Annotated in this window: 27 protein-coding genes; 13 read left to right on the forward strand and 14 right to left on the reverse strand. The window is 55.0% G+C overall.

Annotated elements, in window-relative coordinates:
• Positions 1 to 22: 22 nt before the first annotated feature.
• The 4 genes from AC2T28_RS17540 (at position 23) to AC2T28_RS17555 (ending at position 2821) form a co-directional block, all read left to right on the forward strand.
• On the forward strand, positions 23 to 1006 hold the full coding sequence (locus tag AC2T28_RS17540) for a TraB/GumN family protein (RefSeq protein ID WP_486749937.1): 984 nt from the start codon (positions 23 to 25) through the stop codon (positions 1004 to 1006).
• 30 nt (positions 1007 to 1036) lie between these two features.
• Positions 1037 to 1255, forward strand: coding sequence for a hypothetical protein (locus AC2T28_RS17545; protein WP_486749938.1), 219 nt, complete (start codon positions 1037 to 1039; stop codon positions 1253 to 1255).
• Positions 1209 to 1793 (forward strand): hypothetical protein, encoded by a 585-nt coding sequence (locus tag AC2T28_RS17550; protein ID WP_486749939.1) that lies wholly within the window; start codon positions 1209 to 1211, stop codon positions 1791 to 1793. Before AC2T28_RS17545 ends, AC2T28_RS17550 begins: the two co-directional genes overlap by 47 nt.
• A 107-nt stretch (positions 1794 to 1900) precedes the next feature.
• Positions 1901 to 2821 carry a manganese-dependent inorganic pyrophosphatase gene (locus AC2T28_RS17555; protein WP_486749940.1) on the forward strand — a complete coding sequence of 307 codons (921 nt, stop codon included), beginning with the start codon at positions 1901 to 1903 and terminating at the stop codon, positions 2819 to 2821.
• 78 nt (positions 2822 to 2899) lie between these two features.
• Here AC2T28_RS17555 and AC2T28_RS17560 read toward each other — a convergent pair whose 3' ends face one another.
• The 4 genes from AC2T28_RS17560 to AC2T28_RS17575 all read right to left on the reverse strand — a co-directional run bounded on the left by AC2T28_RS17560 (position 2900) and on the right by AC2T28_RS17575 (position 6110).
• Positions 2900 to 3706 carry a M48 family metalloprotease gene (locus AC2T28_RS17560; RefSeq protein ID WP_486749941.1) on the reverse strand — a complete coding sequence of 269 codons (807 nt, stop codon included), beginning with the start codon at positions 3704 to 3706 and terminating at the stop codon, positions 2900 to 2902.
• 65 nt (positions 3707 to 3771) lie between these two features.
• The gene (locus AC2T28_RS17565) at positions 3772 to 4230 is read right to left on the reverse strand and encodes a hypothetical protein (protein ID WP_486749942.1); all 459 of its coding nucleotides are present in this window, start codon (positions 4228 to 4230) and stop codon (positions 3772 to 3774) included.
• Between the two features lie 163 nt (positions 4231 to 4393).
• The gene (prfH, locus tag AC2T28_RS17570) at positions 4394 to 5014 is read right to left on the reverse strand and encodes a peptide chain release factor H (protein ID WP_486749943.1); all 621 of its coding nucleotides are present in this window, start codon (positions 5012 to 5014) and stop codon (positions 4394 to 4396) included.
• Positions 5007 to 6110: an RNA ligase RtcB family protein gene (locus tag AC2T28_RS17575; protein ID WP_486749944.1), complete on the reverse strand. Its 1104-nt coding sequence runs from the start codon at positions 6108 to 6110 to the stop codon at positions 5007 to 5009. Before AC2T28_RS17575 ends, prfH begins: the two co-directional genes overlap by 8 nt.
• Positions 6111 to 6443: 333 nt before the next feature.
• On the opposite strand from AC2T28_RS17575, the gene AC2T28_RS17580 reads away from it, so the two are divergent.
• Positions 6444 to 7001 (forward strand): ankyrin repeat domain-containing protein, encoded by a 558-nt coding sequence (locus AC2T28_RS17580; protein ID WP_486749945.1) that lies wholly within the window; start codon positions 6444 to 6446, stop codon positions 6999 to 7001.
• Positions 7002 to 7108: 107 nt separating this feature from the next.
• Here AC2T28_RS17580 and AC2T28_RS17585 read toward each other — a convergent pair whose 3' ends face one another.
• Complete coding sequence (locus AC2T28_RS17585) at positions 7109 to 8722, reverse strand: putative bifunctional diguanylate cyclase/phosphodiesterase (protein WP_486749946.1); 1614 nt, start codon at positions 8720 to 8722, stop codon at positions 7109 to 7111.
• Positions 8723 to 9305: 583 nt separating this feature from the next.
• Between AC2T28_RS17585 and AC2T28_RS17590 the strand changes: the two genes are divergently transcribed.
• The 6 genes from AC2T28_RS17590 (at position 9306) to AC2T28_RS17615 (ending at position 13949) form a co-directional block, all read left to right on the forward strand.
• The gene (locus AC2T28_RS17590; protein WP_486749947.1) at positions 9306 to 10181 is read left to right on the forward strand and encodes a TIGR01459 family HAD-type hydrolase; all 876 of its coding nucleotides are present in this window, start codon (positions 9306 to 9308) and stop codon (positions 10179 to 10181) included.
• 100 nt (positions 10182 to 10281) lie between these two features.
• Positions 10282 to 10725: a MaoC family dehydratase gene (locus AC2T28_RS17595; protein WP_486749948.1), complete on the forward strand. Its 444-nt coding sequence runs from the start codon at positions 10282 to 10284 to the stop codon at positions 10723 to 10725.
• Between the two features lie 164 nt (positions 10726 to 10889).
• Positions 10890 to 11402 carry a hypothetical protein gene (locus tag AC2T28_RS17600; RefSeq protein WP_486749949.1) on the forward strand — a complete coding sequence of 171 codons (513 nt, stop codon included), beginning with the start codon at positions 10890 to 10892 and terminating at the stop codon, positions 11400 to 11402.
• A gap of 113 nt (positions 11403 to 11515) precedes the next feature.
• Positions 11516 to 12448, forward strand: coding sequence for a bifunctional riboflavin kinase/FAD synthetase (locus AC2T28_RS17605; protein WP_486749950.1), 933 nt, complete (start codon positions 11516 to 11518; stop codon positions 12446 to 12448).
• Positions 12445 to 12915: a YcgN family cysteine cluster protein gene (locus AC2T28_RS17610; protein ID WP_486749951.1), complete on the forward strand. Its 471-nt coding sequence runs from the start codon at positions 12445 to 12447 to the stop codon at positions 12913 to 12915. The genes AC2T28_RS17605 and AC2T28_RS17610 overlap by 4 nt, the downstream gene beginning before the upstream one ends.
• Positions 12915 to 13949: a threonine aldolase family protein gene (locus AC2T28_RS17615; RefSeq protein ID WP_486749952.1), complete on the forward strand. Its 1035-nt coding sequence runs from the start codon at positions 12915 to 12917 to the stop codon at positions 13947 to 13949. The genes AC2T28_RS17610 and AC2T28_RS17615 overlap by 1 nt, the downstream gene beginning before the upstream one ends.
• Positions 13950 to 13997: 48 nt before the next feature.
• On the opposite strand, the gene AC2T28_RS17620 is transcribed toward AC2T28_RS17615, so the two are convergent.
• Both AC2T28_RS17620 and AC2T28_RS17625 read right to left on the reverse strand, forming a co-directional pair.
• Positions 13998 to 14828, reverse strand: coding sequence for an alpha/beta fold hydrolase (locus AC2T28_RS17620; protein ID WP_486749953.1), 831 nt, complete (start codon positions 14826 to 14828; stop codon positions 13998 to 14000).
• Positions 14828 to 15427 carry a DsbA family protein gene (locus tag AC2T28_RS17625; RefSeq protein ID WP_486749954.1) on the reverse strand — a complete coding sequence of 200 codons (600 nt, stop codon included), beginning with the start codon at positions 15425 to 15427 and terminating at the stop codon, positions 14828 to 14830. The genes AC2T28_RS17620 and AC2T28_RS17625 overlap by 1 nt, the downstream gene beginning before the upstream one ends.
• A 108-nt stretch (positions 15428 to 15535) precedes the next feature.
• Here AC2T28_RS17625 and AC2T28_RS17630 point away from each other — a divergent pair, with 108 nt between their 5' ends.
• Both AC2T28_RS17630 and AC2T28_RS17635 read left to right on the forward strand, forming a co-directional pair.
• The gene (locus AC2T28_RS17630) at positions 15536 to 16558 is read left to right on the forward strand and encodes a ribose-phosphate pyrophosphokinase (RefSeq protein WP_486749955.1); all 1023 of its coding nucleotides are present in this window, start codon (positions 15536 to 15538) and stop codon (positions 16556 to 16558) included.
• 167 nt (positions 16559 to 16725) lie between these two features.
• Positions 16726 to 17748 (forward strand): hypothetical protein, encoded by a 1023-nt coding sequence (locus tag AC2T28_RS17635; RefSeq protein ID WP_486749956.1) that lies wholly within the window; start codon positions 16726 to 16728, stop codon positions 17746 to 17748.
• Between the two features lie 84 nt (positions 17749 to 17832).
• On the opposite strand, the gene AC2T28_RS17640 is transcribed toward AC2T28_RS17635, so the two are convergent.
• The 7 genes from AC2T28_RS17640 to AC2T28_RS17670 form a co-directional block, all read right to left on the reverse strand.
• The gene (locus AC2T28_RS17640) at positions 17833 to 18549 is read right to left on the reverse strand and encodes a hypothetical protein (protein ID WP_486749957.1); all 717 of its coding nucleotides are present in this window, start codon (positions 18547 to 18549) and stop codon (positions 17833 to 17835) included.
• 145 nt (positions 18550 to 18694) lie between these two features.
• Positions 18695 to 19045, reverse strand: coding sequence for an H-type lectin domain-containing protein (locus tag AC2T28_RS17645; RefSeq protein WP_486749958.1), 351 nt, complete (start codon positions 19043 to 19045; stop codon positions 18695 to 18697).
• 123 nt (positions 19046 to 19168) lie between these two features.
• A complete protein-coding gene (locus AC2T28_RS17650; RefSeq protein ID WP_486749959.1) occupies positions 19169 to 19585 on the reverse strand; it encodes a F0F1 ATP synthase subunit epsilon in 417 nt (138 codons plus the stop codon).
• A gap of 11 nt (positions 19586 to 19596) precedes the next feature.
• Positions 19597 to 21021, reverse strand: a complete 1425-nt coding sequence (gene atpD, locus AC2T28_RS17655; protein ID WP_486749960.1) for a F0F1 ATP synthase subunit beta — start codon at positions 21019 to 21021, stop codon at positions 19597 to 19599.
• Between the two features lie 20 nt (positions 21022 to 21041).
• Positions 21042 to 21917, reverse strand: coding sequence for a F0F1 ATP synthase subunit gamma (locus AC2T28_RS17660; protein WP_486749961.1), 876 nt, complete (start codon positions 21915 to 21917; stop codon positions 21042 to 21044).
• A 15-nt stretch (positions 21918 to 21932) separates the two neighbouring features.
• The gene (gene atpA, locus AC2T28_RS17665; protein WP_486749962.1) at positions 21933 to 23471 is read right to left on the reverse strand and encodes a F0F1 ATP synthase subunit alpha; all 1539 of its coding nucleotides are present in this window, start codon (positions 23469 to 23471) and stop codon (positions 21933 to 21935) included.
• Positions 23472 to 24032: a F0F1 ATP synthase subunit delta gene (locus tag AC2T28_RS17670; protein ID WP_486749963.1), complete on the reverse strand. Its 561-nt coding sequence runs from the start codon at positions 24030 to 24032 to the stop codon at positions 23472 to 23474.
• Between the last annotated feature and the right edge of the window lie 140 nt (positions 24033 to 24172).

Below are 24172 nucleotides of genomic sequence, written 5' to 3' on the forward strand. Positions count from 1 at the left end.
GTCAAAGTACATAGGTTTGCACATGATCCGTTTCCTAATTTCACTGGCAGCACTGTTGCTGCCATCGACGTTGTGGGCCGCCTGCTCCGGTGTTGATCTGCGTACATCAATGTCGCCTTCGGACAGGATAGACATCGAGCAGCGAATTGATGATATCCCATACGCAACCGGCAACCACTGGGTTGCGCGCCGGGATGACAGGACAGTCCATATTGTCGGCACCCTGCATATCAATGATCCCAGGATGACGGTCAAAACCGATGCGCTGGAAGCCATTGTCTCTTCTGCTGATCTGCTTTTGCTGGAAGCCAGCCCCCAGGACAAAAGTGACTTTGAACGCAAATTGGCCCAGACGCCTGAGCTGATGCTGATCACCGAAGGTCCATCTTTGATAGACCGCATGCAGCCAGAAGACTGGGAAGCACTTGCCGAAGTGATGCAGAAAAACGGGATCCCTCCGTGGATGGGGGCAAAAATGCGCCCCTGGTTCCTGTCCCTCTCGATGGCCTTCCCGCCTTGCCTGCGACAAATGGAAGATGTCGAGTTTGGCATGGATATGCGATTGGCCAAGGTTGCTGAAACCGCCAAGGTGCCAATGCAGTCTCTTGAAGACACAATGACACTCATCGACATCATGAACGGCGACCCGCTGGAAGAGCAGATTAAGTACCTGCCTGCATTGACCGCGGTGCTGGGGAGCAACGAAGACGACATCTACACCATGACCGAGAGCTATTTTGATGAGCAGCCGATTTACGCGTACTTGATGGGCGAGCAGGAATTCCTGTATGGCGATACCCTGCCGGATCCCGAACTTGTAGAGGCCTGGCACAAATCAATGGGGTTGCTTCTTGACCAGCGTAATCGGGATTGGATCCCGGTGATCGAAGCCGCCGAGGGGAACACTATTGTGGTGGCCGTGGGCGCCTTGCACTTGCCGGGCGAGGTTGGCGTGCTGAACCTGTTGCAATTGGAAGGCTACACCTTGGAACGCGCTTCGTTCTAGAGATTGGAGACCTGACGGGAAACAAAATTGATGATCAAGATTCCATTGAACGCTCCAATCTGGGGAAGGTTGTACGGCCCTTATGGCGTGGACAATCTTCCCGAAATTCTCAGCGGCCTGATGCGGGATTGGGATCAGCAAGTTGCAGATGATCTGTTTTGGGAGAAACTGCACCATCAAGAAACCCTGTACCCGGCAACCTATGCTGCGCTGCCTTGGCTATGGGACATCGCCCCCAAAAACCGTTGATAACCTGTTCTTCTTCTCGCATGTCATTGGCTGCGCATACTCTGTTTCACCAGACTGCAACGGTGAGCTGGACCTAGATTGCCGATTGGACGGCCTGTCACTAGATCCGGCACGACATGCACATGACTATTTCCCGAAACATCAACACCTATTGGCTGAAGACGTCCCCCTGCTCACCCGGCTGGACGCAGAGTTCGACAGTTTTGCGCAGGACATTGCCCAAACGGCACTGGCTGCAATCCCGCAGGCCAAAAGTGCCAGCACTGTTGCTACGCTGGTTTATGCGTACTGCGCGCTTAACGATGCGGCTGCGGCGTCAGGTGTTATCGAAATGTTAGGCGACAGTGCCAGCGATGAAGATATACTTGATTCCATGGGCTCTCTGGATACTCGTGAACTACAAGTTTTGGAGGAATTGGGTCAGTGGACCCAGGCCGATCATCCGGCACTTTCCCATCAAATTCGAGTGTTCTCTCAAAAGCCCGAGCACGGTGGTGTATTCAATTTGCGCTGCCAGAAAACACCTGACCTGTTCTAGCCAGCTATGCAAGAGACCAAGCGCCGCATTGCAATAGCTGCGGGGTGACAAGTTCATTCACCCTGTTATAAGGCGCTCAAAATCCCCGTTGTTATTAGGACCACATGATGACCACCCAAGTTTTTGGACATAAATCCCCCGATACAGATTCCACCGGCTCCGCCATCATCTGGGCCTGGTACCTGAACGAGATCAAGGGCGTTGCTGCCGAGGCCAAGCTGCTGGGTGAGCCCAATACCGAAGCCCTGTTCATGCTGGAGCGCTGGAACCTGGAGAAGCCCGCGATCATCGAAGATGTTGCGGATGATCAGCCGGTTGTTATCGTCGACACCAACAACCCAGCCGAACTGCCTGCCAATATCAATGGCGCAGACGTTCAGGCGATCATCGACCACCACAAGCTGGTGGGCGGCCTGGAAACTAAAGGCCCGATCGACATCACAATCCGTCCGCTGGCCTGTACTGCTACCATTATGCTGGACCTGATCGGAGATGATGGGGCTAAGATGCCAAAAGAGATCATGGCCGCTGCCCTGACCTGCATCCTGTCCGACACGCTGGAATTCCGCAGCCCGACCACCACCGATCACGACCGCGCCACAGCCGAAACATTGGCCGCTGATCTGGGACTCGACATCACCGAATACGCCGCTGAAATGTTCGCTGCAAAATCCGATGTCTCGTCGTTCTCGGATGCAGAACTACTGCGCATGGACTCCAAGGAATACGCCGTTGACGGCACCAAGTTCCGCGTATCGGTTCTGGAGACCACCGCACCGGCTGTTGTACTGGACCGCAAGGCCAGCTTGATGGACAGCATGAAAACCGTTGCCGCCGAGGACGGTGTCGAACAGGTTCTGCTGTTTGTCATCGACATTCTGAACGAAGAGGCCACTCTGCTGGTGCCCAACGATCTGGTCAAATCGGTTGCTGAAAAGAGCTTTGACGCCTCGGTTGACGGCAACGCAGTTGTCCTGCCCGGCATCATGAGCCGCAAAAAGCAGATCATTCCAAACCTCAAAGTGTGACCGCTTGTAGAACTAAACAACAAAGGAAAGGCAGCCCAATGGCTGCCTTTTTTCTATAACGACAGACCAATCGACCTGTTACTGCACCCGCTGCAACAAGACATTTGCCTCAATTTGCTCGACGGTTGCCAGCACAGTTGCCAGGCGTTTTTCATCCGGTGGGTGCGTTCCCCAGAATGACAACTTACCGGCTGTTGTGCGTGTCTCTTCTGGTCGGGCAAAAAACTTTGCGCCTTTGACCGGATCATAGCCAGCAGCATGAGTGATGCGGGCGCCCAATGTGTCGCTCTCAAGCTCAAAGCTTTGTGAGTACGCAACGCTCCCGGCTGCGGCGCCAATGCCAACACCGAGATCCACAATCGAACTGTCATAATACCCGGCGTCAGCAGCCGCTGCTCCTGCGATAACGCCGACAATGAGTGCCCCAGCCAACGCCTGTTGTTTTTGTTTTTCAATATGGCGGCCAATTAAGTGGCCGTATTCGTGGCTTAGAACAAAGGCGACTTCATCATCGCTTGCGGTGTCACGCAGCAATGGCATCGAAATGCGCACAATGGGCGCGCCATCCTCATAGGTAAAATAGGCATTGCGCTGGGTCATCTCACGGTCGATAGCAATATCGACATTGCAATTGAAACCCGCCTGTTCCGCAGTCAGCGTCTCGCAATACGCTTTTCCAGCTGCTTCAACTCTGGCTGAAACTCGGCGAAATCTGCCTTCGGCAGCGGCCGGAGAGATCTGGCGACGCGTGCCTTCGACATTTGCCTCGGCAAACATTCTTGCGGCAGTTTGGTTTTGATGGTCCCCGATTTCGGGCAATTGATATGTGGTTCCGCAGGCAGCAAGGCCACCCAGCAAAGCCACTGATATAAATAACTTCTTCAAAAAATTCTCCTGTCTCATTCAATTGCCGAATTTGTTCATTCTATAACTTGGGCGTCACCCTTGCACTATTCATTACCCCCCGCCACCAACTCCTTGATAATCGCGTTGGAAAAATAGTGGATATCTTCGTCGGTGTGCGCCGTATATTTCTCAAAGAGAGCTTGGTCTTGGATCAGCTTGTTGCGAAGCTCGACGACCCAGTCTTGCGATCCATCTGGGTCAATTGTCACACCAGAGCAGACCGCAAACCCCAGAATGATGTCGAGCAGCTCTCGCGCCAAATTATCATCGGCGCGCTTCAACACCTTTATGATCACCGGATAGCTGGGCAAGGCCGCGGAGGAAATATAAGCATGCTGATGGCACAGCTCGCTCCAAAGCTCTGTGGCCGCTGTGATAGCGGTCTTGGGGCTGGCAGAGACAAGGTCTCTTAGCAAAGCGGGGATCCTTTTGGGGCGATTGTACGCCGTAGCGAAGTCTGCCCAGTTCACCTGGGCGATATGTGCATCAACAGCGCGCTGCAAAGGCGTTTTAACCGGTGGTCGCAAGAGTTGCCAAAAATCTTTGAACTTAAATATCTCTACTTCGCCTTTTTCTTACTTGGTTATTTGCGAACTTGCGACATTAGATTGGCTTTCGCAACAGGTTGAAGCAGCGCCGCTACAAGCGCAGCGGCGCTGTGGTGTTTCACCCCTCCCTGAATTTAGGCCCTTGAAACACCCGCACCGGATCGCCTCGGCCGACCTGTTGGTGCAGAGCGTGCTGGGACTTTTGCCCATCGGACTCCTGTTGCAACTGCTCCTGCGCCACCAGCAGATGCAGACGCTGGATAGCCAAGGCCTTATTGCGATGTTGCGATCGTTCGCTGCGGGCGGTTGCGGTATAGCCTTTCCATCGGGCACGGACTGCGCTGTCGGTGGTGTTTTGGTGCTGACCGCCCGGGCCACCGGCGCGGAAGGTTTCGAACTTGATCTCGTGTTCGGGGATATTGGCCGCTCCTTTCCCCAACGCCTCCAGCTCAAAGAAACCAACAAACCAGTTCTTGCGCTTGTGGCGGGGGCGCAGCGGGCTGGGGCAGCTCCACAACACCGAACCGAGCCATCCTTGCGCAAAGGCGCGCGCCTGCAGACCTGTCAAAGTCACAAGGGCGTGGCTGATGCCATGGCGACCCTCGTTGGCATCCAGATCCACCTTCAGCCCCTTACTCTCAGCCTCGGCAATGCAGATTTTCAAAACACCCCTCAGGGCGATTTCGCATTCAGCAGGTCCGCCGCCCGCTGTGGCCAGAACATGTACCTCTTCACTCATGATCACGTACCTTCTTGAATGTCAGCAAAGGCTTCAGAACCGCGCAGCGGGTTTCGATGCCTGCCTCCTCCAGATCCTGCGCAACACGTTGCACCGGTTTGTAGGCCTGGGCGGCCTCTTCGATCAGCATGTCTTTGTCTTCGCAGACAATGCGCCCACCAAAACTGTTGCGGGTCAGCGCTGCGATATCCGCCCGTCCGGCCTTGATGCGGCCATGCATCGCGCTGCGGTCAAATTTGCGCCCTGCCCCATGGGCCGTGGAGTTCAGACTGGCAACCGGCGGTCGCTGGTCAGGACGCATCAGGAAGCTGTGGCTATTGCGAGATCCGGCCAGTGGAACCAGTGCAGTGTCTGTCGCTGCGGCACCTTTGCGGTGCATCCACATCCCACGCTCAAGGCGCAGGAGATTGTGGGGCGCATCACACAGCAAATCCGCTGTCGTCCCCAACGCACGCGCCGTACGCAACGCAATCAGTGCACGGTTCTGCTGCGCAAACCGTACCGCCGCATCATGTGCGCTAAGATATTGCGGCGCCAGTTCGCTGGCCGGATCAAGCCCATGTGCGGCCTGCGCAGAAAACCAGTTCAGCACCGATTGGCCCAGTCCACGACTGCCTGAATGCACCATCAGCATCAGGGTCGACCGGGGCAGATCCAAGTCTGCGTCGGCACTTTCAACCTCTTGCAACTCGCAAAAATGGTTGCCGCCGCCAATGGTACCCAAGCCTTGTACTTCGCCCTGATACCCGTCGGACAGGTCCGCTGCTGCGTCATAGGGTTCCCCTAAGCAGCGGATCGCCTTTTGGGCCTTGTCGAGCTTCAGCTTGCGCCGCGGCAGGCGCAGCCGAAACACCGACATGCCACAGCCAATGTCGCCGCCAATGAGATGCGGGTAGATCCGGTCGGCTAGAATTGCAGCCCCAACTGGGCCATAGCGGCCCGGATGCAGGTCGGGAAAGGTTGCAACCGCACGCACGCCAGGCCAATCAGCAACGGCTTTGGCCTGATCTAATGCACGGGTATCAACCCAGGTTTTGGTAGAATGAAAAGAATGTATGGACGACGCGTTTGCGCCCTCCGCAACAGAAGTGCCCATGAGAAAATCGCTTTCGAAAAAGGGCAATGGCCGAAGCCATCAGAGTGGGGTCAGTGACCCCGGCAAGGGATGTGTGTGAAATTGGTCGTCATTGCGCATCCCTCCTGTTTCGTGTTGCGATTGGTGGCAGGACTAACGCAGTTGCGTGCCTTGGGTAAGATCCTGTTTCAGGCAAACATCCAAACCATTGCATCTTGATCACAGTGCAACTGAGCGGGCGGTGCGGCGCCCGCTGGAACATCAACGAAATTCGATTGCCATACAAATGCGAGCAACAGTAGCCTAACCCATGGTCCGGCATTTTTGCGACCATCTGGTTTTGAGGTTTATCAAATGAACAAATTTTTACACGGCGCCGTACTGGCGCTCGCCTTGGCAAAGGCATCGGCGCTTGCAGCGCAGGACTGTGAACAGCTGTGTCAGGCCGAGTTTTATCAAACCACAACCGCCTACGCTGTGCAGCAGTTGCTGGATCAGGGTGCGGCAGCCTCTGCCACCGACAGCGCGGGCAAGACACCGCTGCATTGGGTGGCGCAGGCCAGGCCCGAGGTGATCCAGACCCTGATTGCAGCGGGTGCAGATGTGAACGCGAGGGATGATCTGGACCGCACACCGTTGCATTTTATATCGGCCTCTGCCGCGCCAGAAATCGTAACACTGTTTATCGAGGCGGGTGCGGACGTGAACGCAAGAACTGCAAATGACTGGACGCCACTGCACGGTGTTGCGAAATTTGGCGCGCCCGAGAATATCAAACTACTGATCGAGGCTGGTGCTGATGCATCGGCAAAAAACCAAATGGGGGAAACGCCGTTTGATCTGGCCGCAACCAATGCACGGGTAAAGGACACTGCGGAGTATGAGGTCCTACGCGCGGCAGCCACCCCATAGGAACTTTCTGTTCTGGTAGCACCCTCATTAAAAAAGGCGCCTGTCGGGGCGCCTTTTCTTGGTGACCTTGGTCTTATGCCAATTTGGCCACTCTGCTCGGTTTTCAATTAGGCAGATCTGGGAAACAAAACGGGCTCGGCAACCTCCGCATTTTCGTTGCGATCCAGATTTGACCACTTTGTTTCCAGCAACCAGTCGATCTCTTCTACTGACAGCGGTTTGGCATAGTGAAAGCCCTGTCCCAGCTGACAGTCACGATCACTCAGATACTTATGATCCAGTTCACTTTCGATGCCTTCAGCCGTTACATTTAGTTCCAGCCCATGGGCCATCGCCAGAATACCGGCGACAATCTTTTGGTTTTCCGGGCAGTCATTGATGTTTGAAACAAAGCTGCGGTCGATCTTGAGACGGTTAAACGGCAGGGTCCGCAGGTTTGACAGCGACGAGAAGCCGGTGCCAAAATCATCCAGTGCCAGAGAGACACCCAACTCGCGCAGCCGTTCGATCGACTCCTTTGCCAAATCAAAGTCCAGCATGATTGCGCTTTCAGTGATTTCCACTTCCAGCCGCAGCGGGTCAAATCCAGTTTCATCCAGGATCTTTTCAACCATATCGACAAGGTTGGGATCGCGGAACTGAATGGGGGAGAAGTTCACCGCCACTTTCAATGACTGGTCCCAGTCACGGGCGGCCTTGCAAGCCTTCTCCAGCATGTTCCAACCCAGTTGGGAAATCAGGCCAATATCTTCGGCGATCTCGATAAATATCTCGGGCGAGACCATGCCACGCTCAGGATGCTGCCAGCGCGCCAGCGCTTCGAACCCGCCCAGCTTATCCGTGGCCATATCAAACACAGGCTGGAAATATGGGACAATTTCCTTGTTGCGAACAGCCTGACGCAAGTCCTGTTCAAGCTGTTGGCGTTCTTTGGCGGATTCATCCAGTTCGGCGTCGTACCAGGCAAATTGGCCACGACCGGCTTTCTTGGCAGAGTACAGCGCCTGATCGGCCAGTTGCAGCGCTTCGGATACGCCCTGCCCCAGCACAATTCGGGAAATCCCGATGCTGGTCCCAACCAGTACATTCTTACCGCCAACAGAGAAGGGTTTGCTAATGGCAGTCAACAAACGGCGCGCTGCACGTTCCGCATGTTCCACTGTTGATCCAGGGGCCAGTGTAATGGCGAATTCATCACCGCCGAGACGTGCGACAAAATCACCCTCGTCCATCTTGTCGTTGATGCGCTTGGCAACCTCGGTCAGGACATAATCACCACCGGCGTGGCCGTGCAGATCATTAACCGCCTTGAATCGATCCAGATCCAGCATCATCACCATGATGCCGTCGTTGCCACTGTCGGCAGACGTCAGATCGTCTATATGATCCGAAAAGGCACGGCGATTAGCTAAACCGGTCAGCGCGTCGTGACGGGCAATCTTTTGCGCAGCCTGCTCGGCCTTGTCACGTTCACTAACGGCCTGCATCAATTGACGTGATTTTACAATCAGGAAAAAGGTCAGACCGACAACGGCGTTCAGTACAAGAATGGCAATCTCATCTAGCTCCCAGTCTTCATGCGCCCGGCTGTACTCATAGAACCATTCCAGCAATTCATACTCAGCACTGATGGAAAACGTCAGCGCTGTGGTCAGAGCGATAATAATCGGCGTCTTGTGCTTTTTTAAAGCATCCAGCAACTGTTGCAAAACGGCCTCCATTTCAATTTAGTTCAGCTCTCACCATCGGTAATTTAGCGTAACTAAAAAAATGTTTATGAGGCAACGTTCGTTTTGTTATAATTTTACGATCTGATTATTCAGATTGAGGCACAATCCAGACCTTCCCCACACTGATCCGCGTGCACTACTGTATCTCATGATATTGATTTTTTTCATTTTTATTGTCACTTCTTGGTTCCTACCTGCTACTATGGGAACTAAATACTCCTATTTTGTAGCACAAAATTCCCCACCCCGCCTGCGACATAATGTGCCAACTAGCGCCTTATATATTAAGAGGAACTTATATTGATGTCAGCTTCACGTCAGCCTTTGACGTATTAGGGTTGCGGTCAAATCAATTTAAACAAGAAAGAAAATTAACGCGCTCACCAATTACTTCACAAGGCATCTAAATTCATTTGCTCGATTGCGAATCAATGCCCTACACGCTCCTTGAAGAGCTCCAGTGCATGAGGCGGATTAAGGCCACCCCATACCAACCTATACATCCAGCCATCCCCGGATGGCCTTTAGCATCAGGTTGCGGCATACACAGAGTGGACCAACCCAAGGACATCCCATGAGCCAGATCATCACCGCCCTATCCGACGTCTCCTCCCGCTATAAGGCACTTTTTGTTGATCTCTGGGGCTGCGTCCATAACGGCATTACAGCCTTTCCTGAGGCCGTCGCCGCCTTACAAACCTATCGCGAAGAGGGTGGCATTGTGGTTCTGGTCACCAACTCTCCCAAGCCCCGCGCAGGTGTTGCCGATCAGTTGGCTCAATTCAATGTTCCGGATGACGCCTATGACACCATTGCTACCTCGGGGGATTCAGCCCGATCAGCCATGTTCCGCGGCGCTGTGGGCGAGAAGGTTTATTTCATGGGAGAGCCGCAACGTGATGCCGGGTTCTTTGAACCGCTGCATATTTTGGAAAACCCCCGCAATATTCAGCGTGTGCCACTAGCCGAGGCCGAGGGCATTGTGTGCTGCGGCCCCAATGATCCAATGGCCGACCCGGATGTAAACCGTCCCGACTTCCTGTATGCCAAGCAAAAGGGGCTGAAGCTGCTTTGTGCCAACCCGGATATCGTCGTTGACCGAGGCGAGACCCGCGAGTGGTGCGCTGGCGCGGTGGCGCGGTTGTATACGGAAATGGGAGGTGAGAGCCTTTACTTTGGCAAGCCTCATCCACCGATCTATGATCTGGCCCGTCGCCGGTTGGCTGAACTGGGGCAAGACATTCCCGATGGCGATATTCTGGTCATTGGTGACGGTCCCCACACCGATATCGCCGGCGGCATGGGCGAAGGCATCGACTCGCTGTTTATCTCAGGCGGATTGGCCGCCAAGGAAACAAAGACCGAGACCCAACCAGACCCACAGGCTCTGGAGCAGTATCTGACGCAGGAACAATCAAACCCGACCTATACCATCGGACGGCTGCGCTAGCTGAATTAGCCCTTGATTTTCTGCAAGTGCAAAGTAATAAAGTTACCGAGCGAAAGACTCTGGCGCTCGATAATTTCACACGTACTGCATCGAGGGCGATATGTTGGACAACCAGCCACGCGGAACCATCTGCATTGAAGACATCGAAATGGGGATGACCCGCTCGCTGCGCAAAGTGGTGACGGACGAAGACATCGAGATGTTTGCGCAGGTCTCCACCGACCGTAATCCGGTGCATCTGGACGATGACTATGCGCGTGACACCATCTTTCAGGGTCGCATCGCGCACGGGATGCTGACCGCTGGTCTGATCTCAGCCGTGATTGGCGAGCAGCTTCCAGGTCACGGCACGGTTTATATGGGGCAATCGCTGAAATTCCTGGCCCCGGTGCGCCCCGGTGACATGGTCTTTGCCGAGGTCAAGGTAATTGACATCGATATGTCCAAGCGCCGGGTGAAACTGGATTGCCATTGCAGTGTAGATGGCAAAAAGGTTCTGGTTGGCGAAGCCATGGTGCTGGCACCGTCGCGCAAATTTGACTGATACTGGCAGTGGTGCGTGCCAGCACGCACCCTACACTGCACGCTAGGGGCGATAAACTGCTCATCTGTGCAAAGCCGATTGCCCCTCCTCCTTTGTTCGCTAAAATTCTCGGTGCTCAGGTCCGCCCGGACCAGCTGATACCATTGTGATTTTGAGGACTGGACATGTTTAATCTAAAGGCTCTTTCTGTTGGCGCGGTTGCAGCAGCCATCACCGCAACTGGCGCTATTGCCGCAGATGCCCCCTTTTTGAAATATGGTGAGGTTGAAGGATGGGGCGTCTTTATCGACGCTGAGAAGAAATCCTGCCTGATCGAAAAAGCCGATGAAATGGGCAACGTGGTGCAAATGGGACTGACTGCAGATCGCTCTATTGGATACGTCGGCGTGTTCACCAAGGCTGAAACTGACATCAAGCGCAATGACACTCAGGCCGTGCTGATCTCGTTAGAGGGCAATCTCTATGCCGGTGAAGCCAAAGGGATGCGCGGCAATATCACCAAGGGGTATTCTGGCGGCTATGTGCTGTCGGATGATCCACAGTTCGTGGATGACCTGGCCCGCAAGCATACAATGGAAGTGTTCCCGGAAAAGGCCTATGGTTTCTCGGTCAACCTCGCGGGCACCTATAAAGCGATTGAGCTGGCCCGCACCTGTAATCAGCAGCAACTGGGCTAGTACCCGGCTTTGACCCATAAAATATTTGTTCACCCGGCGCACAGGCCGGGTGACGTCAAGATCTGCCCACACGCCGCTTGAACCGGCTGGCCAGTGCGGGTACGGATGCCGGTATGCGCATCATCCGAGATTATCAGTTTGTAGAACCCCAAGACCGCGGCGCCAGCGTTGCGATTGGCAATTTTGACGGCGTCCATCTGGGTCACCAATCAGTGATTGACCTGGCGCGCAAGGCTGCGCCAGACGCGCCTCTGGGTGTGATGTCGTTTGAACCACATCCCCGTGAGTATTTTGCGCCCGATGCGCCGCCTTTTCGGCTGATGTCGCCCGAAGCCCGCGCCTCGCGGTTGGAAAAGCTGGGCGTGGATCACCTGTACCAGCTTAACTTTAACGCCGCCCTGTCTGGTTTGACGCCAGAAGAATTTGCGCGTGACGTCATTGCCAAGGGGCTGGGACTGGCCCATGTGGTTGTTGGCGCCGATTTCTGCTTTGGCAAGGGACGTAGCGGCACACCGCAAGATCTGCAGCAGTTTGGCGAAAAATACGGGTTTGGCGTAACGATCGCCCCGCTAATGGAATATTCGGACAATACGGTCTCTTCGACCGCTATTCGCCAGGCGCTGAGCGATGCCCGACCGCGCGACGCCGCTGCCATGTTGGGCCATTGGCACCGGATCGAAGGTGAAGTGATCGGCGGCGAACAACGCGGCCGCGAGCTGGGATTTCCCACTGCCAATATGTCCATCGACGGGCTACATTTGCCTGCCTTTGGCGTCTATGCGGTTCTGGTCGACGTACTGGACGGCCCGCATGCTGGATCGTACCATGGGGCGGCTTCGATGGGGGTACGACCTATGTTCGATGGCGAGCATCCCAATCTTGAAACCTTTATCTTCGACTTCTCCGGCGATCTCTATGGGTCAACTCTATCCGTTGGTGTGGTCGACTATCTGCGCCTCGAGTTGAAATTCGACGGGCTGGACGCCCTGATCGATCAGATGAACTCGGACTGTGATCAGGCGCGCGCAATACTGGCCAAGATATGACGGACCTTATCGACCGATCCGGGCTGGCCAAGCGGTATTGGGAAAAGAAGCCCCTGACCAAAATGAGCCAGAAAGAATGGGAAGCCCTGTGTGACGGCTGCGGTAAATGCTGCCTGAACAAGCTGGAAGACGAAGACAGCGGTGAAGTGGCCCTGACCCGCGTCGCCTGTCGTCTGCTGGATGATAGCACATGCCTGTGTGCCCAGTACGAGATCCGCCACAACTTTGTGCCGGAATGTATTGTGCTGAAGCCCAGCAATCTGGACAGCCACGCCTATTGGATGCCGCAAACCTGCGCCTATCGGCTGCTGTGGGAGGGCAAGCCCCTGCCCGACTGGCATCCGCTGCTGACAGGCGATCCAAACAGCGTGCATGACGCTGGTGTGTCGGTTCGGGGCTGGACCGTGTCTGAGTTTGATACCCCCGAAGAAGACTGGGAAGACCACATAATCGAGGAACCAACCTGATGCATTTTGCCTCTGACAACTCTGGCCCCGTTCATCCAAAGGTGATGGAAGCCCTGGCTGAAGCCAATACCAGTTACGCCATGGCCTATGGTGACGATGCGCAGATGGAGACTCTGCGTGATACGCTGCGTGAGGTGTTCGAGGCCCCCGAGGCAGCGATCTATCTGGTGGCGACCGGTACAGCCGCCAATTCCTTGGCCCTGGCAACCCTCACCCAGCCCTATCAGACTGTATTCTGTTCCTCGGTCGCACACATCCACGAGGATGAATGCAATGCACCCGAGTTCTTTTCCGGCGGCGCCAAGCTGACCCTGGTGGCGGGTGGTGACAAAATGACACCCCAAGCCCTGCGCGCCAGCATTGAAGGAGAGGAAACCCGAGGTGTGCACGGCCCCCAGCGTGGGCCAGTATCGATCAGCCAAGTCACTGAACGCGGCTCGGTTTATTCGTTGGACGAGCTGCGCGCACTAACTGCGGTTGCGGCTGAATTTGGCCTGCCCGTTCATCTGGATGGTGCCCGCTTTGCCAATGCCATGGTCGCGCTTGGCTGCACCCCAGCTGAGATGAGCTGGAAGGCGGGCGTGGACGCGGTCAGCTTTGGCGGCACCAAGAACGGCTGCATGGGCGTTGAAGCGGTCATCTTCTTTGATCCCAAACACGCTTGGGAGTTCGAACTGCGCCGCAAGCGTGGGGCGCATCTGTTTTCAAAAAACCGATTTTTGGCGGCACAGATGCTGGGCTATCTGCAGGATGACCTGTGGCTCGACAGCGCGAAAAAGGCCAACGACAATTGCGCCTATCTGGCCGAGAGATTGCGCAAGGCTGGCGCAGAATTCCTGCACCGCCCGGATGCCAATATGATCTTTGCCGCGCTGCCCCGCGCGGCCCACCAAAAGCTTTATGCGGCAGGCGCCAGCTATCACCTGTGGGATGGCGGGATTGATGGCCCGCTGGAAGAAATGGTGGGGGCAAGATTTGTCTGTGACTGGTCGATGGAACGAGATCAGATTGATCAATTTCTGGCACTGCTTTGAGCAACAACACATGTTTGGGGGCTCTGCCCCCAAACCGCCGGGATACTTCTAGCCAGATGAAGTTGGATCGGCAGATCCAGCCCAGAGTTTCCGCACTTCAGCCGCAACTTCTGCCGGGTGCGAGATCGGCACCATGTGCCCTGCCCCGGTGATTGAAACCGACGTGACATCCTGCAGTCGTGTTGCAAGCGCGGCGTTGACTTTGGCGATCACTGGATTTGTCTCATCACCACGAAGCAACAGAACTGGCATGGCCAATCTGTCCAAACCTCCTGGCTTTAGCAAATTGGCCCGGTCAGTCAGGATCGCCTGATCACAATGTGGTACAATCTGAATGGCTCGGGTCATCGCTGCACGGGTGGTTTCGGGCAGATCTGGCCAACGCGGCGCACCCGAGCTCCACATCCGGTTAAACAGGCGGGCTGCCAAAGCGAAATCTCCCGAGGCTAGCGCCTCGGCAAATGGCCTGTTCTGTTCTTCCAACACGGACAAGACATCGGGATCATCTGCCATTGCTGCTGCAAAGAACACCGGCTCAACCAGAGTGAGGCTGCGCACAAGGTGCGGTTTTTGCAGCGCCATGTTCAGGGCCACGGTTGCCCCAAATGAATGACCAATCAAATCCACCGGTTGCTGCAGTAGCGATAAACCGGCTTCGACGTTGCGATATTGAAAATCCCCTTGCCCGTCCCAATCCGGGCTTCGACCATGGGTTAACATGTCAAAAGCGGTGAGAGCCACGTCTTCCAGCGCAGTAGACAAGCCGCGCCAAGTCCCCGAGTGGGCCAACGAGCAATGCACCGCCAACACCTGCCTTGAACCTGTGCCAAAGCTGCGAGAATAAACCGGTTGCGGCAGAACCGCTACTTTCGCTTCCATCAGGCGTTTTCCGATAGGTGCCAGTCTAGATCATCCAACCGGTCCTGGCCCCAGAACCTCGCCCCGTCCGAGGTGATGTAAAAAGGCGCACCAAAAACGCCCTCTCCCACTGCGTCCTCGAGGTTTTGCGCATAGGTTTCCGCGCCGGTCAGCAATCCGCTATCTGCCAACGCCGGGTCAAAACCGGCGCTATCGAGACAGTCGCGGATCACATCATCCTCGGCGATGTTCTTTTCCTCGGCCCAGACAGCGCGGGTAAAGGCGTGGTGCAATTTGCCTAAGTCACCGCCACCGGCATTTTGTGCCGCAATAAAGGCATAAGAAGACGGCGCCGGATTGGTTGGCCAATAGACAGGTTTTAGGTTCAACGGTAAATCGAGTTTTTTGGCCTGCCGTTCCATTTCAATCAGGCGGTACTCCTGACGGGACGGATGGCGATCTTTTGGCGGCTGGCCACCCGTGCGACCAAACAGGCCGATGATATCCAGCGGTCTGTAATCTATGCTGGCCCCATGCTTGGCGGCGATTTCCTCCAAGCGCGTACCCGCCAGATAGGTATAGGGCGACAGCGTGGAAAAGTAGAATCGGATCTGGGTCATTTTGGCACTCTCCTGCCTAAGAACTTTGCCCGACGCTACGCCCATGCTAAGCGGTGTTCAACATCACGAATCTGTCACACTGCTCAGCTGCCTGGGGATTTTCAGCTTATGCCGACACTAAACGAACCCAAACTCATTTCTGGGAACGCAAACCCGCCTTTAGCCGAGGCGATCAGTCGCCGCATGAGCCTGCATCGCGGCATTGACCAGAACCTGGTTGATGCCCGCGTTGAGCGGTTCAACGATGGTGAGATCTTTGTCGAGGTCTATGAAAATGTCCGCGGCGAGGACATGTTCATCATTCAGCCGACATCGAACCCGGCCAATGACAACCTGATGGAGCTGCTGATCATCTCAGATGCTCTGCGCCGCTCATCTGCCCAGCGGATCACCGCCGTGATCCCTTACTTCGGCTATGCCCGTCAGGATCGCCGCACCAAGGCCCGCACACCAATCACATCCAAACTGGTGGCCAATATGCTGGTCGAAGCCGGGATCGAGCGGGTACTAACCATGGATCTGCACGCTGCACAGATTCAGGGTTTCTTCGACATTCCCGTCGACAACCTCTATGCCAGCCCGATCTTTGCCCTGGATGTCAAAAACCAGTTCAAAGACCGCATGGACGAACTGATGGTGGTGTCGCCCGACGTGGGCGGCGTTGCCCGCGCACGTGAACTGGCCAAGCGCATCAACGCGCCACTGTCGATCGTTGACAAACGTCGTGGTAAACCCGGTGAAGTGGCTGAGATGACCGTTATTGGTGACGTCAAAGACAAGATCTGCCTGATCATCGACGACATGTGCGACACGGCTGGCACCCTATGCAAGGCGGCGCAGATCCTGCTGGATAACGGCGCCAAAGAAGTGCACGCCTATATCACCCACGGTGTGATGAGCGGCCCTGCGGTCGAGCGCGTGACCAACTCTGTTATGAAATCGCTGGTGCTGACGGATTCAATTCAGCCGACCGAAGCGGTTCTGAACACACCCAACATCCGCGTCCTGCCAACAGCGCCTTTGTTTACTCAGGCTATCCTGAACATCTGGCATGGCACCAGCGTCTCCTCATTGTTCGATGACAAGACACTGGTGCCAATCTACGAGTCCCTATACTCGAACAATATCTGATCGCGGATTTCGATCTGCTCAATGACCCCGTGCAGGAAACTGCGCGGGGTATTTTTATGCCCATTTATAGCTGGTATTGGCAACAACCTGTCGATCGCGGCCTGCATGATGTAACCTTGGGTGGTGAATTAGTTTCCTGTTACATTCTGTTGAGGGGTGACCCCATTATGTTTGATATTACGTGGTCTCGCGACAAACTCATCTGCACTATGGTTGAAACGCCAGATGGCCATAAGCTGATGCAACCCACCGAAATGAGTTGCGAAGTCAAAATTCCACTGGGCATGGCGCTCTCCCCTGCTGCGGGGAAGGCTTTGAAGTTCGGAATGGATAAAGCCTTCAATGCCTTGGTGAAATCCAAATCCGGTGGTTTCCTGAAAGACCTGAAGCAGAAGGTCAAAGCCATCGGTGCCATCATCGAAAAACGTGGGCCAGAGGCGGTAGAAAAATCTGACTTTCTAAAGAAGGAAGAGGATCAGCTGCGAAAGCTCTGGGAAAACTGGTCTGACAAGCTTGCCCCTAAGCTGGCTAATCAAGCGCTGCAAGACGTCGTGAAATCAACACGCGAAAAAGATCTAAAGGATCTACCTACCAAGAAAATCAAGGCCGTCGGGCGCGTCACAGCCGTGCCTGTCATCTCGGTCATCTCCGCTGCCGTATCCGGGCTAACCGGCAACCCGGTTGGTGCCAGTTCGGCTCTGGTCAAGGCCGTCAGCGCCACAATGAAAGCCTCGGATGATTTGTCCTCGGCTTTGAACGAGTTCAAGTCTGATCAGACAGCGGTCGAGAAAGACGTTGCCTCGGTCTCAGCTGCGCTCAAGACAATGGCAACGCGGATCAAAACCATGGACGGACGGCGCAAGTCAGCGGAAATGAAAGTTGCCGCCTTTGCATCGCAAAATAAGATCATGAACGATGAATTGAAGGCTCTGGCTGACACGGATCCCAAAACAGCCGTTAAGCTGCGGGGCATGATCCAGAGCAACACCACCGCAATGAAAAAACTGATATCCGAATTGCCAACCACGGATGCCCTGAAAGAGAGCTGGAAGACAATCGCCGCTGAGCACAAGAAGATGCTTGATGCGGTTGGGGCGATGTCGTCTCAGGGCCCCAAATCCCTGCGCACTGCACGGGATCTGGCAGATGGCAGCAAGGAGATACTCAGTATCGTATCCAAAATGGCTTAGATCTGCAGGCTGCCTTATCCCAGCCGTACTCAGATTGCTCTGGGTGTTACCCAATCTGGTATGTCCAGACGTCTGCAACCAGCTCTAAAACTTAGCTGTTCTACTGAGCAAAACGCGCAGGTCCCCAAGTATTTCGAAACCGGCACGGTTGGCATAGTTCAGGCTGTCCCCGCTCTCGTAACCAACGACGGGAAGATTGGAGTTGATCGCTGCCACAGCATCGGCTGCGTCGGCAAAAATCTTGGGTGCCATTGATCTTGAGAACACATTGGACAGCCCAATACAGTCGTCGGACAGATTTGCGATGCAACCCGCTTCGATCTTGCCTGCCTCCCGCTTGCAAAGAAACTTGATGTCAGATCGGCGCAGCAAATCGTCGTTGAACATACGAATATCTGCAGGGGATCCAAACTCTTTCCAAGCGTCTTCCCATTGCTCTAAATCGTCTGGGCTTTCGACGAAATCCCATTCGGCTGGAACATCACGCGTGCGCGCTTCTCTCCAAATCCAAGAGGCCGTGAACAGCGCTTCAAAACCATTTGTGTGCAAATCGAGCTGGCAGAAGCTGTCTTTCACACAGACCACTCCGTCATGTCTGGATGCTAAAGTTTTCAGATGTGAAGTTATCTCGTCTTGGTTTTGCCGAGAGGTTACTGTCAGATTGGCATAATAGGGTGGCGGCTGATCCAAAGCCACAAACGCACAAGACGTTCGTTCCCACTTTAGGCCATGAGAGGCAAATACGACCTCGTATAGGTCGGCATTGTTATCTGAGGCCATCGTGACCCGAACGTCAGTCATGTGTGTAAATCCTCTTACCAATGCCGTTGATCAAATAGATGCGGTTTGTGTTCTCAACCAACTGAAAACGATCTCTGCGCTTCAGGTCACCAACCTAGGGCCAAAAAGGCCCTGATCTTACTAACGCGAAGGATGGTAAAAGGAGCTAGGCGACATTCCAATCATCCTCAAATGGTAGCTCTCCAATTGCGGTCCATGACGCCCGTAATCTGGCAACACGGCTGTCAGCCCAAGTCCGGAATACAATATCAAATCCTTTGTTGGTGACATTCTCGGCCACCAATTCAGCCCGGATCGCCGCTGAAGTATCCATATCCCACAACGAGATCGCCAATTGCACCGCAGGAGGCGATGCAAATACTTCGTCAAACCGTACCGACTTACGGCGTTCGCGGGGACCTGAGCCGGTCCACATTGCTCCACCATCTTCAAAGTCCGCAAATACCGTAACATCGCCCTGATGCACACCGGTTCGCGGGTTCATTAGTCTCTTCATGTCGCGCCTGATCTGTTATCCCCTTCCGCGACCTTAAGAGAAAAATTGGGCAAGACTAGGACCAAAAAGAAAACCGGCCCACAAAGGGGCCGGTTTGGTATCAAGTAGCAATAGCAACAACCCTTACAGGTTGATGTGCTCGCCCAGTGCTTCCATGTCCGCCAACAGCTTGGTGGCGTCATCGACCAGGGTGTGATGCTCTTCCTTGGTGTCCTGAGCCGCTGCATGGGCTGCGCGTGCAGCCTCGATCAGCTCGTCCAGGTGATCACGGGTCATTTCAGTTACCGGAATGGCCTTCTCAGCCAGAACCGACAGACCTTCAGAACCGATTTCAGCAAAACCGCCCGACACAACATAGTCCGAGTTGCCCTCGGGGCTTTCGACCCGAAGCAGACCTGGACGCAGTGTGGTGATGGTTGGCGCATGCATCGGCATAGCCGTCATGTCACCATCCGCACCCGGAATTTGAACCGCGGTCACCTGAAGCGAAGCTAGGCTTCGCTCCGGGCTCACGAGGTCGAATTGCATGGTATCAGCCATTACGACCCTCCTTAGGCCGCGTCAGCAGCCATTTTCTCGGCTTTTGCGATCACTTCGTCGATGCCGCCAACCATGTAGAAGGCGCCTTCGGGCAGGTGATCGTATTCGCCAGCCACAACAGCTTTGAACGACGCGATGGTGTCTTCGAGCGGAACCTGTTTACCGTCAGCGCCGGTAAAGATTTTCGCAACGTCAAACGGCTGCGACAGGAAGCGCTCGATCTTACGTGCACGTGCAACGGCCAGTTTGTCTTCTTCTGACAGTTCGTCCATGCCCAAAATCGCGATGATATCCTGAAGCGATTTGTAACGCTGCAGAATCTGCTGAACGTCAGTCGCTACAGTGTAGTGCTCGTCACCGATAACCAGTGGATCCAGCAGACGCGAAGTCGAACCCAGCGGGTCAACAGCAGGGTAGATACCCTTTTCCGAGATCGCACGGTCCAGAACGGTTGTCGCGTCCAGGTGAGCAAACGAAGTCGCTGGCGCAGGGTCAGTCAAGTCATCCGCAGGTACGTACACGGCCTGAACCGAAGTAATCGAACCGGATTTGGTTGACGAGATGCGTTCCTGCATCGCACCCATGTCGGTTGCCAGTGTTGGCTGGTAACCCACAGCGGATGGAATACGACCCAGCAGCGCCGAAACTTCGGAACCAGCCTGAGTAAAGCGGAAGATGTTGTCCACGAAGAACAGAACGTCCGAACCGGATTCGTCGCGGAACTGTTCCGCCAGGGTCAGACCCGACAGAGCAACACGCATACGCGCACCTGGAGGCTCGTTCATCTGACCGTAAACCAGAGCAATCTTGGATTTTTCCAGGTCGTCAGGAACGATAACGCCAGATTCGATCATCTCGTGGTACAGGTCGTTACCTTCACGAGTACGCTCACCAACACCCGCGAACACGGACACACCAGAGTGTACCTTCGCAATGTTGTTGATCAGTTCCATGATCAAAACGGTTTTACCAACACCGGCACCACCGAACAGACCAATTTTACCACCTTTGGTGTAAGGCGCCAGCAGGTCGATGACCTTAATACCGGTGGTCAGGATCTCAGTCGCAGTCGACTGCTCGGAGAACGCCGGAGCGTCGCCGTGGATCGCACGGGTTTCAGTCGCAGCGACTTCACCCTTTTCGTCAACGGCTTCGCCGATAACGTTCATGATGCGGCCCAGGGTCGCGTTACCAACTGGCACCGAGATAGGAGCGCCAGTGTCTGTTACGTCAGCGCCACGGACCAGACCTTCGGTCGCGTCCATCGCAATTGTACGTACAGTGTTTTCGCCCAGGTGCTGAGCAACTTCCAGCACCAGGTTTTTGCCATTGTTGTCTGTGTTCAGCGCGTTCAGGATTTCCGGCAGGTCATCCTCGAACTGTACGTCAACAACGGCGCCAATGACCTGAGTCACTTTGCCTTTTGCATTAGCCATGTTTCGTCTCCGGTTGTCTCTTAGAGCGCCTCAGCGCCCGAAATAATTTCAATCAGCTCGTTGGTGATCACAGCCTGACGCGAGCGGTTGTACTCGATTGTCAGTTTGTCGATCATGTCACCCGCGTTGCGGGTCGCATTGTCCATCGCGCTCATCCGGGCACCTTGTTCAGATGCACCATTTTCCAGCAGGGCTGCAAAGATCTGGGTTGCTACACCACGCGGCAGCAGGTCAGCCAGAATGGCCTCTTCGCTGGGCTCGTAGTCGTAGACAGCGCCGTCGCTCTCACCTTCGTTCGCCTCGAAAGACGCCGGGATGATTTGCTGTGCAGTCGGGATCTGGCTCACAACGTTGACAAAGTGCGAATAAAACAGCGTCGCAACGTCGAATTCACCCGCGTCAAAGCGGCCCAAAACGTCCTTGGCGATGTCTTGTGCATTGACGTAGCCAACGCGCTTAACTTCGCTCAGGTCGACGTGACCGACATAGCTGTCGCCCAAGTCGCGCTTCAGGCTGTCACGGCCCTTTTTCCCAACAGTCAGAATTTTGACTGTCTTGCCTGCAGCTTTCAGCTCTTCAGCTTTCTGCCGCGCCAGTTTGGCGATGCTGGAGTTGAAGCCACCACACAGGCCCCGCTCAGAGGTCATGACAACCAAGAGATGGGTCTGATCGCTACCTGTGCCACGCAGCAGCAGCGGCGCAGAATCGCTCCCGCCAACAGAAGCAGCCAGCCCCGCCATCACGGCGTTGAACCGTTTGGTGTAGGGGCGTGACTCCTCTGCTGCTTCCTGGGCGCGGCGCAATTTTGCGGCCGCGACCATTTGCATGGCTTTGGTGATCTTGCGGGTCGACTTGACCGACTCGATCCGATTTTTAAGGTCTTTAAGATTTGGCATTGCCTCCTCCCTCCCTTAAGCGAAATCAGCGGCGAATTCGTCCAGCGCAGCTTTGATCTTATCGGCGGCATCACCTTTGATCTTGGGATCTTCATTGGTGATGAAGTCCAGCAGATCCTGATGCTTGCCACGCAGGTGCGCCAAAAGACCAGCTTCGTAGCGGCCAACTGCGTTCACGTCGATCTTGTCCAGGTAGCCAGTGGTACCAGCGAAGATAACGCAGACGATTTCAGCGTTGGTCAGTGGCGAGTACTGAGGCTGTTTCATCAGCTCGGTCAGGCGGGCACCACGGTTCAGCAGCTGCTGAGTAGCGGCATCCAGATCGGAACCGAACTGCGCAAAGGCAGCCATTTCGCGATACTGAGCCAATTCCAGTTTAACTGGACCAGCAACCGACTTCATCGAGTTTGTCTGAGCGGACGAACCAACACGAGACACCGACAGGCCGGTGTTCACAGCAGGACGGATGCCCTGGTAGAACAGTTCGGTTTCCAGGAAGATCTGACCGTCGGTGATCGAAATCACGTTGGTTGGAATAAACGCCGAAACGTCACCACCCTGGGTTTCAATGATTGGCAGAGCTGTCAGCGAGCCATTGCCGTTGTCGTCGCCCAATTTGGCCGAACGCTCCAGCAGGCGCGAGTGCAGATAGAAAACGTCGCCAGGATACGCTTCACGTCCTGGTGGACGACGCAGCAGCAGGGACATCTGACGGTAGGACACAGCCTGCTTGGACAGATCATCATAGATGATCAGAGCGTGGCGGCCGTTGTCACGGAAGAATTCAGCCATGGCTGTCGCGGCGTATGGTGCCAGAAACTGCATAGGAGCCGGGTCGGACGCGGTTGCGGCCACGACGATGGAGTATTCCATCGCACCGGTTTCTTCCAGCTTCTTGACCAGCTGAGCAACAGTCGAACGCTTCTGGCCGATCGCTACGTATACGCAGTACAGCTTTTTGCCTTCGTCTTCGCCAGCGGCTTCGTTGTAGGATTTCTGGTTCAGGATCGCGTCCAGAGCAACGGCAGTTTTGCCTGTCTGACGGTCACCAATGATCAGCTCACGCTGGCCACGACCAATTGGGATCATCGCGTCAACGGATTTCAGACCAGTTGCCATCGGCTCGTGAACCGATTTACGTGGAATGATGCCCGGAGCTTTAACGTCGGCGATACCGCGTTCAGTGCTCTCGATTGGGCCTTTGCCGTCAAGCGGGTTACCCAGACCGTCAACAACACGACCCAGCAGACCGTTACCGATTGGAACGTCCACGATCGAGTTGGTGCGCTTAACAGTGTCGCCTTCTTTGATGTCACGGTCGGACCCAAAGATAACGATACCAACGTTGTCGCTTTCCAAGTTCAGCGCCATACCCATGATGCCGCCGGGGAATTCGACCATTTCACCAGCCTGAACATTGTCCAGACCGTAAACGCGGGCGATACCATCGCCAACGCTCAGCACGCGACCAATTTCAGCAACTTCGGCTTCTTGACCGAAGTTTTTGATTTGATCCTTCAGGATTGCAGAAATCTCTGCAGCTTGGATACCCATTTATCCGACCTCTTTCATTACATTCTGGAGGGAGTCGAGCTTGGAGCGGATCGAGCTATCGATCATCTTCGAGCCCACTTTAACGACGAGACCGCCGATGATGCTTTCATCGACGGTAGCATTGATAGTAACTTTTTTGCCCACACGAGCGGTCAGCGTCTTGGCCAACTTTTCGCTTTGGGTTTTGGTCAGCGCCTTGGCCGAGGTCACATCCGCTGTGACTTCACCACGGGCGTCTGCCAATTGGCTACGCAGCGCGGCAATCAGCGCTGGCAGAACAAACAGGCGGCGGTTCGCAGCCATCAGCGCCAGCGAGTTGCTCATCATGGAGTCGAGCCCCATTTTAGCAGCAATCGCAGTGATCGCAGCACCCTGCTCTTCGCGCGACACAAGCGGCGAGGAGATCAGGTTACGAAGATCAGCACTGTCAGCCAAGGCGGCCTGCAAGTCATTGATACTGGTTTCAAGACCATCCAAGGCCTTGTTCTCTTCTGCGATCTCAAAGATCGCAGTGGCATAGCGCGCGGCAATGCCTGCGGAAATCGAAGCTGGTTCGGACACGTCCACCCTTCCGATACTGGCCCCGGTTAGCATGCCAAAAGGTGGCGTCCGGGGGCGTGAGTCAGCCCTCCCATCACGGAAGGGCGATAAAATCAGCGTGGATGTAACAGAGCGTTAGCAACCTAGCAACATTAGATAGC

The sequence above is a fragment of the Parasedimentitalea nitratireducens genome (assembly GCF_057444295.1).

Coding starts and splice junctions, on each gene's coding strand:
- AC2T28_RS17540 (WP_486749937.1), top strand. CDS start 23: ATGATCCGTTTCCTAATTTCACTGGCAGCACTGTTGCTGCCATCGACG.
- AC2T28_RS17545 (WP_486749938.1), top strand. CDS start 1,037: ATGATCAAGATTCCATTGAACGCTCCAATCTGGGGAAGGTTGTACGGC.
- AC2T28_RS17550 (WP_486749939.1), top strand. CDS start 1,209: ATGCTGCGCTGCCTTGGCTATGGGACATCGCCCCCAAAAACCGTTGAT.
- AC2T28_RS17555 (WP_486749940.1), top strand. CDS start 1,901: ATGACCACCCAAGTTTTTGGACATAAATCCCCCGATACAGATTCCACC.
- prfH (WP_486749943.1), bottom strand. CDS start 5,014: ATGAGTGAAGAGGTACATGTTCTGGCCACAGCGGGCGGCGGACCTGCT.
- AC2T28_RS17575 (WP_486749944.1), bottom strand. CDS start 6,110: ATGGGCACTTCTGTTGCGGAGGGCGCAAACGCGTCGTCCATACATTCT.
- AC2T28_RS17580 (WP_486749945.1), top strand. CDS start 6,444: ATGAACAAATTTTTACACGGCGCCGTACTGGCGCTCGCCTTGGCAAAG.
- AC2T28_RS17585 (WP_486749946.1), bottom strand. CDS start 8,722: ATGGAGGCCGTTTTGCAACAGTTGCTGGATGCTTTAAAAAAGCACAAG.
- AC2T28_RS17590 (WP_486749947.1), top strand. CDS start 9,306: ATGAGCCAGATCATCACCGCCCTATCCGACGTCTCCTCCCGCTATAAG.
- AC2T28_RS17595 (WP_486749948.1), top strand. CDS start 10,282: ATGTTGGACAACCAGCCACGCGGAACCATCTGCATTGAAGACATCGAA.
- AC2T28_RS17600 (WP_486749949.1), top strand. CDS start 10,890: ATGTTTAATCTAAAGGCTCTTTCTGTTGGCGCGGTTGCAGCAGCCATC.
- AC2T28_RS17605 (WP_486749950.1), top strand. CDS start 11,516: ATGCGCATCATCCGAGATTATCAGTTTGTAGAACCCCAAGACCGCGGC.
- AC2T28_RS17610 (WP_486749951.1), top strand. CDS start 12,445: ATGACGGACCTTATCGACCGATCCGGGCTGGCCAAGCGGTATTGGGAA.
- AC2T28_RS17615 (WP_486749952.1), top strand. CDS start 12,915: ATGCATTTTGCCTCTGACAACTCTGGCCCCGTTCATCCAAAGGTGATG.
- AC2T28_RS17620 (WP_486749953.1), bottom strand. CDS start 14,828: ATGGAAGCGAAAGTAGCGGTTCTGCCGCAACCGGTTTATTCTCGCAGC.
- AC2T28_RS17625 (WP_486749954.1), bottom strand. CDS start 15,427: ATGACCCAGATCCGATTCTACTTTTCCACGCTGTCGCCCTATACCTAT.
- AC2T28_RS17630 (WP_486749955.1), top strand. CDS start 15,536: ATGCCGACACTAAACGAACCCAAACTCATTTCTGGGAACGCAAACCCG.
- AC2T28_RS17635 (WP_486749956.1), top strand. CDS start 16,726: ATGTTTGATATTACGTGGTCTCGCGACAAACTCATCTGCACTATGGTT.
- AC2T28_RS17640 (WP_486749957.1), bottom strand. CDS start 18,549: ATGACTGACGTTCGGGTCACGATGGCCTCAGATAACAATGCCGACCTA.
- AC2T28_RS17645 (WP_486749958.1), bottom strand. CDS start 19,045: ATGAAGAGACTAATGAACCCGCGAACCGGTGTGCATCAGGGCGATGTT.
- AC2T28_RS17650 (WP_486749959.1), bottom strand. CDS start 19,585: ATGGCTGATACCATGCAATTCGACCTCGTGAGCCCGGAGCGAAGCCTA.
- atpD (WP_486749960.1), bottom strand. CDS start 21,021: ATGGCTAATGCAAAAGGCAAAGTGACTCAGGTCATTGGCGCCGTTGTT.
- AC2T28_RS17660 (WP_486749961.1), bottom strand. CDS start 21,917: ATGCCAAATCTTAAAGACCTTAAAAATCGGATCGAGTCGGTCAAGTCG.
- atpA (WP_486749962.1), bottom strand. CDS start 23,471: ATGGGTATCCAAGCTGCAGAGATTTCTGCAATCCTGAAGGATCAAATC.